Genomic DNA, 13,618 nt, shown 5'->3' with positions numbered 1-13,618 from the left:
TAACCAGCTTTCTATGCTTGGACTTGAGCTGCTTTTCTACGTTCTGCAAGTTCATGCGCAATTTGATGTTGTTTCTCTTCTGTTAAGTCAAACTTCCAAACTATTAATGTAAATGCATAAATTACAGCTGGAAGAATACTCATTAAAACCTTTAATCCAAATAATGTAGTGCTGCTTTGCTCTGCATTTGGCACATATCCAATGATTGATAATGCGCCAGCAGCTATAGCCCCCGATATAGCTGTTGCGAAGGTTTGCATAAAGCCTTGTAATGATCCCATGAAAGCATTAGAATTTATACCAGTTTTCCATTCCGCATAGTCCATAGCTGCAGGCATCAAGGTTCCTTGGGCTGGCATAGTAATTCCTCCAAATAATGCCCCTATTACCGAAAGTGCTATAAAAACTGTCATCCCATTTGGAGTTGAAGGGATAAATAATACTAATACAGTTGTAACTATTGAAATAAGTGAACCTACCACTAAATTATTTCTAACTCCAATTTTCTTAGTTATAACACCACTTAGCATTACCCCAAGCATAGTTGGAATTAATCCTACGATACCCATAGTTACCATAAGACCTTCATTATGGAAGAAATACTTAAAATAATGTATCATTATTGCAGATTTAAGACCATTAGATAAATTAAGTATGAATATAAATACAAGACCTATGATTGCTGTTTTATTTTTTAATACGCTATCAGCAATTTGTTTTAAGGAATATTTAGCATCTTTATCTCTAGGGATTACAAATCTCTCTTTAAGGATTGCAAACTGAGCAAAATTTAATAGTATAGCTACTATACCAACACTACCCATTAACATGCTAAATCCTTTAGCTTGGTTACCACTTCCCAGCGCATTAATTAGAGGTAATGCACCAATACTAACAAACATAGCTCCAATCATAACAAAAATGTAATTAAATGTACCAAGAGATATTCTATCATCTAGTCTTTTTGTCATAGCTGGTGTCATTGCTGCACCTGGAGCTTGTGCTATCGCCATACATACACTGAAAACTAAATACGTTATGGTTACGTATACAATCTTTCCAGTAGAACTCAGATCAACAGTTGTAAATGTTAGAAATCCAAATACAGCCGTTGGTATACCTATAATCAAAAACCAAGGTCTATATTTTCCCCATGGTGTTGTTACTCTATCTACAAGTATTCCAAATAATGGAGTAACGAATGCATCTATTATACGAACTACCAAGAAAAGCCCTGCAACATACAGTGGACTTACCTTAAAGATATCAGTATAGAAAAACAATAAATACATTTGAATCATTTGAAAGAAAAAAGTTCCTGTCATACCTCCTGAAGCAGATACGCATTTTTCTAAAAAGGTAAGCTTTCTGTTTTCATCTTGTAATATTTCTTTTGATTTCATAATAAGTTCCCCCTATAAAATTTTATTTGATTGGAACAAAATAATAGAAAATTTAAGATAAGTACAGCCCTTATAAATTTAAAATATTTAGTCCTAATGCCCGTCCTGAAATGAAATTCAGTTAATTTTCGTAACACATTGTTCCCATCACTTTAATATTATTCTAAAGGTTTTCATATAGATTTAATTGTATTAAACTTAGAATTTTGTACATTTCTTTTGCTTATATTAAATAATTTTTTTATATTTTAAGAGTTATTTAGATTTTTTCATTTATTTAGTTTACATATAGATTCAGTTGATATTTACCTAATTTGACACTATTTATACTTACTCATAAATAAAAAATTTTAAATTAACTTATAGTCTAGGGTTGATTATATTAGTGCAAAAAAACACCTATAATACTACATTACTGTAGTACTATAGGTATAATAAATAGTGTTTGATATAATTTAAAATTTGTCATCCCTAATATTCTTGACTAAATATTACTTTCTCTATTAGCCATTTTTTCAAGGACTTCACTTGACTCTTTAATCTGACCTATAAGCTCAAATATATTGCTTATGTTGTTATTCTGATTTTGAATTGTTGCTAGCATTTCCTCTATTGCTGCAGAGTGTTCCTCTGATATACTTGATACAGCCTCTATTTCCTGGCGTGTATTCTTAAAAATCATTGTAAAAGTTTCAAATATTCTAGTCTCTGAATCTATACGTTCATCAATGTCTTTAAAAGTTTTTTCTATATTTTTAAAACTATCACTAACTTGTTTCACAATCATTTCGCCAGATTTAATTGCCAGACTTCCTTCTTCAACTTCCTTTAATGCTGTTCTGGTCTTACTTTTTATATTATTGATTATTGAATTTATCAATCCTACTGTTTCCGAGCTTTGTTCTGCTAGCTTTCTTACTTCTTCTGCTACTACGGAAAAGCCTTTACCTTGTTCTCCTGCTCTTGCAGCTTCAATTGCTGCATTTAAGGCCAATAAATTGGTTTGAGAAGATATCTGAGTTATACTATCTAGAAATTTATTTATTTCATTCATGCTTTGTTCAAGCTCAAGTACTGTAGCTAGTGATTCCGATACCGCTGAATTAATAATAATTATTTGTTTACTCATATCATCTATATTGTGTGCACCTTGTGAAACGGCAATATTCGCCTTTGCCGATCTATCCTTAATATCACTTACTATTTCTATTGTTTCTACCATCTTGTTATCTGCTTCATTAATCATACTGCAAATATCACTTATACTTATAGTTTGGGCAACTACACTTTTCCCTACTTCCTCTGAGGTTACTGTAATACCGTTACTTCCTTCTTTTACTGACATTAAGTTATTATTGCACTCAATAATATCTGAATTTAAAGAAGTTGTATTGCCCTTTATTATATTCATTGTTTCTTTAAGTTCTAACAACAACTCCTGTGCCTTCTCTTCTTTTTCTATAGCTTCATTAATTAAATTGCTTCCATTTCTTGTTACAAAATAAAGGGTTATTGACGTAAATATAATTAATAAAAATGGTGCAAGTACTACAAAAAAATCATGAATGTAAAACACCATTCCAGTTAACAATGCATCTACAACTATTGCAAGTAATGCATAAAATTTCGTATCAAAATACAAGGTTATAAATACAATAAAGAAAATAAAACTATACATATATGTAATTCTTGAATCACTAGTTGCATTAATAGTTGCTACAGTTAAATAGAATAAAAATCCTAGAGAAATAATATTACGAATTAGATTTTTATTACCTTTTTTTAATACTAAAACTGTAGCTGTCAATAAAATAGTAAATAGTACTATCTCACTAAACACTGAAGCATTATTATGAATACTCACATTAATAGATATACTTACAATAAAAATAATCCATAGTACTCCAAATAAGATTTTGTTAACTTTATCTACATGTACACTTGTCATACTTCTCTCCATTCTAATTTCCCCTTTTGTTATTTAAATGAATACCTAATTATCTTAAGTATTTTCATAAATCATTTTAAAGGTTTTCAAACTTTTTTCATTGTACATTTCATATGTTTTGGTATATAGATTGTTTAATATTTATTTTTCAGTGGTAATTTTTTAATTTAAATATAATTTCAATTTACTTTTACTCAATTCAAATTCTTATGTTATAATTTTGATACATATTTACAATAACTGTATTGTACCGATTGAAAACTAAAGCTTTTATATACGTTATTCTAAGGAGGCTATAAATGGTTGCATTAAGAAGTAACTTATCCTCAATTGACGATATCAGATATATATGCAGAAAAATTTTTGGACTATCAAATATACCTATTTATTTTTTTGATGTAAATGGAGAAGTTTTATTTGAATACTCATATGAACATAGCCAGAACCCTCTATATACTGATAAGCATCAGATATTTAGCGAGCTAATCAATATTTGTAACTCTGATAAGTTTTTTGGGCTAAAAACCACCAAATATCTTGAGAACTTTTTTTGTTCTAAAATAATTATTAATGACGTTTTTACTGGTACTATTTTAATTGGTCCAACACTTTCCTCTGAAATTGATGAAAAATCTATTAGTAATTTAATTAAGGAATTCGATATACAGCATAAGTTTAAAAAAAGCTTAGTAGAGTATTATAATCACGTAGTTATAATGGACTACACTGCTTTCTTAGAGCTAGTTTCACTGCTTTTATATCAACTTTACAACTACAAATTGGATTTTGAAGACCTTCAAAATTACAGTGAGCTTATTAATGTTAACTATGAAAACAAAAATTCTTTTGACATTTCACAATCTAAAAAAAGAAGAGATAGTGTTTATCATCATTCTCAAGGCTTTGAGGTTCAGTTATTAAACTACATAAAGGAAGGTAATGTAGAAGAGTTAAAAGAATTTCTAATGTCTAATTCAGTAGGTGGCGAGAAAGGAGTCCATTCAAAAAATCCTTTAAGAAATGAGAAGAATATTTTTATTAGCTTTATTTCACTTATTTCTCATGCTGCAATAGAAGGAGGCCTTGACTGGGAACTAGCACTTAGTCTCAGTGACTTCTATATCCAGGCTATTGAAGAATGTAATACTATTGTAGGTATAAATGAGATATACGGAAAAGTTCTTTTTGATTATACGGAAAGAGTACATAAAATAAGGTCAGAAAACTACTCCATTAATGTAGTAAAGTGTAAAAACTATGTGTTCGAACATTTATATGAAAAAATAACCGTTTCTCAAATTGCTGATCATCTATCAATGAATGCCAATTACCTATCTCACTTATTTAAGAAAGAGGTTGGTATTTCAATTAGTGAGTATATTCAAAAAGAAAGAATAGAAGAGGCTAAAAAATTGATAAGAACTGGTGAAAAATCTCTAGCTGATATATATGCACCTTTAGGTTTTATCGACCAAAGTCATTTTACTAAAACTTTCAAAAAAATAACTGGAATTAATCCCAAAGAATATAAATTGTTATACCAATCAAATAATAAAAAATAAGGGCTAACTTATTAAATTGGCTCCATCTCCATGTTAGGGGTTACTCCATCTTTACCTAATGCTATACTGATAGCAAAAAAGAACGAAAAAACAAATAGGATATCTAGTTAAATAGTAATATATTTAACTAGATATCCTATAATCGTTTTATTGTATTAATTTATTCTTTCTTCTCTATTAAATAAGTATATACAAATACTATATCTTAATTTATTTTTAAAGCTTTTTTCTCCAATCTAATATTTACTTCTTTACGAAGTAAAACATAAGCTACTGAACATAAAGGAATGAATATTATCATACCTGGAACTCCGAATGTTTTTCCTCCTAAAGTTATTGCAAATAACACCCAAATAGAAGGTAGTCCAATTGAATTTCCCACGACCTTTGGATAAATCAAATTATCTTCCAATTGCTTGATTGCTATAAAAATAAATAAGAAAATACCTGCCTTTATAGGAGAAACCATTAAAATCAAAAATGCACCTAAAATGCATCCGATTGCCGAACCTAAAACTGGGATAATTGAAAAAGATCCAATAAGTATACTAACTACAAGAGCGTATGGTAACTTAAAAAGCATCAAAGCTACAAAAAACAGAACTCCTAAAATTGCAGAAACAGTACATTGTCCAGTGATGAAATTTGAAAAAGTCTCACTGGTTAGATTTAACACTTCTAGTATTGAATCTACATTTTCTTTTTTCATGAAGGCATATAGTAATTTTTTAAACTGGATACCTAATTTCTCCTTTTGTGCCAATATGTATATAGCAAATATAAACGCTAATATGAATTCTACTGTAGCACTTGCAAAGGTTGTTGCTGCGCCTAAAGTTGAAATTAAAACTGAAGTAGCTCCATTAAATGCAGTAGATTTTATAGTGTTAAAAATATGATTCCAATCTATGCCCATATTATTAACTAGGTTCATCACATTATTAGCTAACCAAGTATTGCTGTCAAGCCAGTTTTGAAATGCTATTGTGGAACTATCGAAGGCTGCTGGCAATATTTTAACTGTGTCAATAATATTTGGTATAATGATCGATGAAATTGCTGCTAAAACTCCAAGTATAAGAAAGCAGGAAAGCACTATACTGATGGCTCTGCTATATTTTATAATTACTTTACCATGGCCTTTCCTTTTAAGCTTCAACAATTTTTTAGATATAAATGTAACCGGTATATTAATAATAAAGGCAATACATCCACCTAATATAAATGGGAAGAACAATTCATATACACTGCTTAGCATTCCCATTACATTACCCCAATGGTTAAATACAATATATAGTGCAAATGCTAAAACAAGTAAAATAGTAATTTTCCCTCTAAGTTTCTTTTCTAAGTCCATTATAATATCACTTCCTTCTTTGAACTGTTATTTTTTAGATTTTATATCCGTATCCATCCTGATTTTATACTATGCAAATAAAAAAATTTACTCCATTATATCTGATAGTATAAAAATTTCATAGTACCATTTATATTTTTTAGTATATAAATTATTTTATTGAAGTATTAGAATTAATAAAAACTCAGACTTTCTGCCCAAAATAAAGGTTAGATAGTCTGAGTTTTCATCAATATCAAGATTTAAACTTTTTTTGTTTGCACTATGCTTTAATACTTATAGTTCCTTCATAGCCTTAGCTATCTCAATACATAAATCCTCTGCTTGAGCAACATGTCCTAATTTATCAATAAATGCATGAGTCATACCTTTATAGCGATAGCAGGTTGTATCTACTCCAGCTTCCTTAAGCTGTTTTGCATAGAACTCACCTTGAAGTCTTAAACCATCAAATTCTGCCACTGCTACAATTGTTTTTGGAAGTCCTTCATGTGATTTTGCAACCATTGGGCTTATATAAGGATTATAGATATCTTGAGCATTACCAATATATGATCCTGCCATCAAATCATCTTCAATTTTTCCTGGTCTTCCAAGTCCAAGACAACCTTTCTTGATGATTTCTCCATGCTCTTCTGATACTTCAAAGAAATCCTCATTCCATTCATACCCCTCTGCTTTAGCCTCTCCAATAGTAACAGCCGGATAGATAAGTACCTGCATTGCTATCTTTGTATCTCCTAAATCTTTTGATTTTAGAGATACCGCTGCTGCATAGTTACCACCAGCACTATCCCCTCCAACAGAAATTTTGTTTGGATCAATTCCGTAAGCTTCTGCATTATCATAAATATGCTTAACTGCGTAGTAGTTATCATTCAAACCGTTTGGAAATGGCTTTTCTGGAGCTAAAGAATAATCAACATTGAACACTACTGCATCTGCTAATTCAGCTATAAGCTTACAGAAATTTTCTACGGTGTATACACTTCCACCAATCCAGCCGCCACCATGAAAAAATACTAGAGCTGGCTTATTTTTAGTTTTCTCAGATTTTCTTGGATAATAGTGCCATAATCCTACTGTATTACCGCTTCCTGTTAGCTCCTCATATTTTGTATGAATCTCAACAGTATTTAGATTATAGTTTGGAAACCCCATAGAATCCCTTATGATTGGTATTATTACTTCTAATGGTGGCATTGTTTCAGGCATCTCTTGGTTAGAATTATTTTCTGCTTGCTTCATCATAATGCCTAGTTCTACTGGATCCAAATATCCTGGCCTATCTTCTCCTGGAATTGGTTTTAAAATAACCTTCAAGCCATTATTATCAATAACTTTAGTTTCTTTTTGAAGTTTTTCAATTGCGATGTCTTCATATTTTCTCATATCATTCTCACCCTTTTAATATACTTTTTTATTATAAATATATGCCAATGAAAGAATCGCTAATGTACCTTCAATTTGTAGTTTTATTTCACATCTACCTTTTATACATCAATAATTGAAATCAAAAAGTACATTAATCAATATTTAATACCTTCTTTAACCAATTATGCGCTAATATAGGCCAAACTGCAATACCTTCGTCAGGTTGTGATTCTGGTGCAAATTCACTCATTCCCTGTAATATTGCATCTCTAATATTTACTCCTTCTGGAAGCTGCCCAGCCATGTTAAATGGTGGTGGAAGCTCCACTTTATTATTAACTAAAAACTCCAATGTATCTAGAAATTGTTCTAAAGTATATTGCCCTCCAAAGTTATTCGTAGCCCAATCTTTATTTGCCAAAGACAATCCATGTCTTCCATTTCCAAATATATGTTGTTCAAAATTTACTTTTTGTGCCTTACAAGCCTCTGCAAACAAATAATTATTTTCTACCGGTACTAATTCATCCGTTGCAGTATGCCAAAGAAATACAGGTGGAGTATCCTTTTTAACCTGCTTGTCCAAAGACATAAATTCTAATTCTTCTTTAGTTGCATCTTTACCTAATAATGCTATAAATGACTCTCTATGTGCCTGTTCCCCAGTTGAAATAACAGGATAAGATAATATTACAGCATTAGGGCAATTGCTTATTCCTTCGTATTCTCCATCAATCAATAATTCCTTTATACCATGATGAACCGCCAAACTTCCACAAAGATGTCCTCCGGCTGAGAATCCACATATGGCTATTTTATCTAAAGCTACATGAAACTCTTCGTGTTTTTTTCTAACAACCATAACTGCTTTAGATAGATCTCTTAAAGGCTGCAATCTTAGAGGTTCAGTCATTAGTAAGTTTGTAGTATAGGTCACAACGAATGTGTTGTAGCCTTTATTATAAAATTCTAATGCAACAATTTCCCCTTCTGTTGGCGACACCATGGCATATCCACCACCAGGCACTACTATCACCGCTGGTCTTACCTTGTTATCCTCGTCATGAATGTAACTTACCATGTTAGGAATGAAACTTCCCATTACTGGGTAACTATATTGATCTTTCTTCCACAGACTATATTTTTCACTAAACACTTTCTACTCCTCCTAAATATTAAAATTATATTTTTTCTGTTCTAAACATTATTTGTATTACTTTATCTCTTTCTTTATGTTAGATATCTAATTAAACAGTATTTTTAACTTATGATATCTATTGTAATTGTTAACATATATAATTTATTGTATAGAAGTTTGAATTTTGTATATATTTTTGTTAAATCTTAAGTTTCTTACAAACTAAAAAAATTTTTATAATTAAATAATTATAACTTTATAAAAACAAATAATTATATAAATATATAGGAAATATGCCACTTGTAGCTTATTTCACTATATTAATAATCTGGCCTTAGAATACACACTTTCATAATACAATTAATATTTTGTATTCATCTCTAGTCTAGCAGTTTGTACATTCCAGCATTAGGTCTGCTTTCATTTTCTGCGACAAAGGATTTTTCATTATCTCTTTTTGTGATAGGCTTTTGATTTAAATAACCTTCAAACTTATTACCAAATAAAGTTTCAGGTCTTAAAAATCTTTCCATATCTGTTTCATACCATTCTAAAAATTTATTGTCTATAACCTTATAAAAATCATTAAGTATAAAACCTTCATTAAGTCTTGCTTTTATATTTTTAATAGTAATAGCACTAGTATGTTTATAGTTCATATTACCTTTTAAATTAAGATAATCTACAATCTGTTTAATAATATTATCTTTTACTTTATCTTCTTTATCTTTCTTTTTATATATATTATTTTTAATAGAATAATTATTAATAGAATAATTATTTGGTCCGTATTTCCATTCGATCGCTGCAGGATTATTATCCTTACCCCCTAAGAATTTCAATCCGTCCATAGAGAACTTTTCATCCGAGTTGATAATAGAAGTGCCTTCTATATTTTTTTCAACAGTGATTTTATTATCTTTGCGCTCCTCTTCAATTGAATCATTATTTAAGTCCACATCCATCTCAAATTTATTTTCAATTAAATTATTACTTACATTCTTTTTAACTTTATGACTATATTCTTTACCTGTAGCTTTAGCATGACTAGTGCTTGAAATTAAATCTAAATAATCCTCCCCAAAGGCATAGTAGGAATAAGTACCGTTAGCCCTAATAGTTAGGTGCTTCAAAATTTTTAATCTGACAAATTTCTTTAATCTTCTATAAACACTGTCAACATTATTAAACCCTAAAATAGGATATTTTTTTACTACTCCATCATATTTGATCCAGTAATACACTTCACCTTCAACAATTTCTTTCCTCATCTTATCAGTACCAATAAAGTCAATTAGGTACCTTAAAAGTGCTGCATCCTTAAGATCAAGCCCCTTCTCAATTAATTTTTCTTGACTAAATCCCATAACATTGTATTTCATATTACCCCTCCGAAAATATAATTTACTCCATAATATGTTTCCTATTATACCCATAAAATTTTCGTTAGAGTGGTTTGTAAGGAATTGTTAAGATATCTTTAAGAATTTATACGATTTATAGTGGTTAATTTCTTTCCATATAGCCATATATGCTCCTAATGTGATTTAATTTTATTTATTGTGCAATAAGGAAGAATACTTAAACATGTTCAAAATATAATTATCCAAAATAAAAGCAAGAAATTAATCATATGAAATACAGATTAACTTCTTGCTTTTTCATAAATACGTATATCTAAACACTAAACCCTATTCTACTTTTTATCTTCCAATTGCTTAATTTCTATAACCTATTTACATTTCCCTTTATTTTCAACAATTTTGATCATATCATTGATTGCATTTATTACATACTGAGGATTATCTTTCATGATATAATGTCCTGTATTTGGAACTAATATTTCCTTTGAATAATTAGACCAATTTGTCCACTCTTTCATTTTCTCATTAGTCATGTTTTGATAACTTTCCCCCATGCCTTCATCTGATGGGTGAAGTATTGTAAATGGAATATTTCTTAATACATCTCCTGCATGTCTAACTTGAAGTTCACTTTGTAATTCTTCACTTAAAGTTCCATCTGCAGCAGTAAATTGTCCTAAGAATAGATCTATAATCTCTGGCATTTCAACCTTAGCCCATGCAACAGCATCTTCTGTAACAGTATCCCAAGAACCATCTACGCTTACTATTCCTGCAACATCTTTAGGATAAAGCTTTGCAAACTCAACTGCCTCTAGCATTGATATAGAATGAACCACTAATATATATGGAGCTTTTACCTTTGTTTTGTCTAAAAGTGCGTGAAGGTCTCTCGCCCTATCAATTGCTGTTTTACCTGTACCTTTATTAAATATAGAGATATCAAACGGTATTTCCCCGCCATTTATAGCAGTATTTATATCTGCATCGCTTAAAGATGGTCTGTTCTGCCCTACATCACTCAATCCTAACCCAGCTCTGTCATAAGCGATTGTTTTAGCCCTTTTAGCTATTTCAGCTTGGACAGTTCCCCAAGTTTCAAAAGTTGGGTCTTCTGAGTAGGTATACAGTCCATCGCCGTATCCAGAATCAAACACAACAGATACATTTCCATGTCCCATTATCTTTGCATTTAGCCTCTTATCACCTATATTTACTAACCCCTCTTTTGATTTAATATTTTCCTTAGCCATTACATTCACTGAAGATAATGAGCCTGCCAATACTGTTACTAATAAAGCTGAGAATAACTTTTTTACAGATTTTCCTTTCAACATAAAACCTCTCCTGTACCATATACTTAATTATTTGTAATATTTTTACTACATAACTATAATATATAATTTTAACACTAAGTTCTAGTATATTTTACAATTTTATCTAAATAAATAACAAAAGCTTAATACCAATACATAATTTTATTGTTAAAAAACAACTATATGCTCTATCTCAACTATACATTTAATTAATAATATTTTATTTAAATTACAACTATATTAAATTTAAGTAAAATTTATGAATGGAGCCTTTATGATGGATAGCTAGATTTAAATACAGAGATGATGACAATTATTTCTATAATGGTGGATGGTCTGATATAACGTTTTATTATGATAAGTAGCTGTTTTAAAACAAATATTAATTAATCCTTATAGAATAAAAGCCATGCATAAAAGGAGTTTATTTACCTTTAAGCACGGCTTTATTTGTGTAATGAGCTTCTATGGATTTTATAACTTCTTAATTTTTCTAATAATAGTTATACTGTATAATAACTTTCTTATATCATAACTTAGACTCGTAATATACTAATGCAATAAAAAGATCTTAAATTCCTACATTCCCACTATAATACCTGAATAACTACTTTCTAAAGGCAGCCATTCTAGTACTCTAGAAATATCTCTATTCCATAAGATATTACTTTATCCATTGAATCTTTCATCTTATAAATTCTATAGTTTCTCTCCATTACTCTCTATAACATCTTTATACCAATAAAAACTCTTCTTCTTTGAACGCTTTAATGTACCATTACCTTCATTATCTTTGTCTACATATATAAAGCCATATCTCTTTTTCATTTCACCTGTAGAGCAGCTTACAAGATCAATACATCCCCAAGGTGTATACCCTAAGAGTTCAACTCCGTCTTTAATTGCTTCTTTCATAGCTAAGACATGTTGCTTTAGGTAATCGATTCTATAGTCATCCTCTATAGTTCCATCTTCATTAACAGTATCTACAGCTCCTAAACCATTCTCTACTATAAATAGTGGTTTTTGATACCTATCATATAGTTGATTTAAATATATTCTTAAACCAGTAGGATCAATCTGCCATCCCCATTCACTTGTCTCTAAATAAGGATTACTTATACCCATGGCAAAATTACCTGTCATTTTATTATCTTCAGGATCTGCACTTGTTACGCTTGACATATAGTAACTAAAAGCTAGAAAATCGGTTGTATATGTCTTAATAAGCTCTAAATCCCCGTTTTCAATTTCAATACTTATATTATTCTCTTCAAAATATCTATTGATATGAGAAGGATAATATCCCCTCATCATAACATCTGAGAAGAATAAAGAGTTACGTTCCATTTCAACATTCTTCCATACATCATTTGGATTGCAAGTTTTTGGATATGACAACATTCCAGCCATCATCATTCCAATCTTTGCATCTGGTATTATTTCATGACACGCCTTTACTGCTAAACTGCTGGCTACAAACTGATGATGTGCTGCTTGATATGCTTTTTGTAAAAACTCAGGATCTGTATGACTTAGCAACATTCCTCCTCCTAGATATGGCATCATTTTTACTACATTTATTTCATTAAAAGTCAACCAATGCTTAACTTTATCTTTATAACGTTCAAATACGGTCTTAGCATAAGTTTCAAAAAACTTTATAGCCTCTCTATTTGACCATGCTCCATATTTATTTAATAAACCTAGAGGCAATTCATAATGAGATAGAGTTATTACAGGTTTAATATCGTACTTTAATAGCTCATCAAAAAGATCATCATAAAATTGTAATCCTTTTTCGTTTGGAGTTTCATCATCTCCATTAGGAAATATTCTTGACCATGCTATGCTTGTACGCAATGTCTTAAATCCCATCTCTGCAAATAACTTAACATCTTCTTTATATCTATGATAGAAATCAATAGCTTCATGGCTTGGATAATAAATTCCATCTTTTATATCTGTGCTTATATTAAACAATCTTTCCATTACATTTCCACATATCAATGTATCAGCAGTACAAAGGCCTTTTCCATCTTCGTTATAAGCTCCTTCACACTGGTGAGCAGCTAATGCTCCTCCCCATAAAAATCCCTTTGGAAATCCTTTATTCATGTTCTATCCTCCTAGTTTTTCAAATACAATTCTAACCT

Annotated in this window: 9 protein-coding genes; 1 reads left to right on the top strand and 8 read right to left on the bottom strand. The window is 30.2% G+C overall.

All coding sequences use genetic code 11. The annotated features are described in order from the left end of the window. Positions 1-11: 11 nt before the first annotated feature. Complete coding sequence (locus bsdtw1_RS03570) at positions 12-1,403, bottom strand: MFS transporter (protein ID WP_183276232.1); 1,392 nt, start codon at positions 1,401-1,403, stop codon at positions 12-14. A 484-nt stretch (positions 1,404-1,887) separates the two neighbouring features. Then, positions 1,888-3,363: a methyl-accepting chemotaxis protein gene (locus bsdtw1_RS03565; RefSeq protein WP_183276231.1), complete on the bottom strand. Its 1,476-nt coding sequence runs from the start codon at positions 3,361-3,363 to the stop codon at positions 1,888-1,890. Between the two features lie 287 nt (positions 3,364-3,650). Between bsdtw1_RS03565 and bsdtw1_RS03560 the strand changes: the two genes are divergently transcribed. Further along, complete coding sequence (locus bsdtw1_RS03560) at positions 3,651-4,913, top strand: helix-turn-helix domain-containing protein (RefSeq protein ID WP_183276230.1); 1,263 nt, start codon at positions 3,651-3,653, stop codon at positions 4,911-4,913. A 205-nt stretch (positions 4,914-5,118) separates the two neighbouring features. Here bsdtw1_RS03560 and bsdtw1_RS03555 read toward each other — a convergent pair whose 3' ends face one another. The 6 genes from bsdtw1_RS03555 to bsdtw1_RS03530 form a co-directional block, all read right to left on the bottom strand. After that, positions 5,119-6,270 (bottom strand): AI-2E family transporter, encoded by a 1,152-nt coding sequence (locus bsdtw1_RS03555; protein WP_183276229.1) that lies wholly within the window; start codon positions 6,268-6,270, stop codon positions 5,119-5,121. A gap of 276 nt (positions 6,271-6,546) precedes the next feature. Then, positions 6,547-7,662, bottom strand: a complete 1,116-nt coding sequence (locus bsdtw1_RS03550; RefSeq protein ID WP_183276228.1) for an alpha/beta hydrolase — start codon at positions 7,660-7,662, stop codon at positions 6,547-6,549. Between the two features lie 133 nt (positions 7,663-7,795). Further along, complete coding sequence (locus bsdtw1_RS03545) at positions 7,796-8,800, bottom strand: alpha/beta hydrolase (protein ID WP_183276227.1); 1,005 nt, start codon at positions 8,798-8,800, stop codon at positions 7,796-7,798. A 362-nt stretch (positions 8,801-9,162) separates the two neighbouring features. Continuing rightward, a complete protein-coding gene (locus bsdtw1_RS23430) occupies positions 9,163-10,164 on the bottom strand; it encodes a conserved phage C-terminal domain-containing protein (protein ID WP_244638106.1) in 1,002 nt (333 codons plus the stop codon). Between the two features lie 350 nt (positions 10,165-10,514). Next, a complete protein-coding gene (locus tag bsdtw1_RS03535) occupies positions 10,515-11,483 on the bottom strand; it encodes an alpha/beta fold hydrolase (RefSeq protein ID WP_183276226.1) in 969 nt (322 codons plus the stop codon). Positions 11,484-12,161: 678 nt separating this feature from the next. Further along, positions 12,162-13,580 carry a glycoside hydrolase family 1 protein gene (locus bsdtw1_RS03530; protein WP_183276225.1) on the bottom strand — a complete coding sequence of 473 codons (1,419 nt, stop codon included), beginning with the start codon at positions 13,578-13,580 and terminating at the stop codon, positions 12,162-12,164. Between the last annotated feature and the right edge of the window lie 38 nt (positions 13,581-13,618).

Origin of the sequence: Clostridium fungisolvens (assembly GCF_014193895.1) — a bacterium.
GTDB lineage: Bacteria > Bacillota > Clostridia > Clostridiales > Clostridiaceae > Clostridium_AR > Clostridium_AR fungisolvens.
Note: the sequence above shows the minus strand (reverse complement) of the source record. Positions and strands in the feature narration are given on the sequence as shown.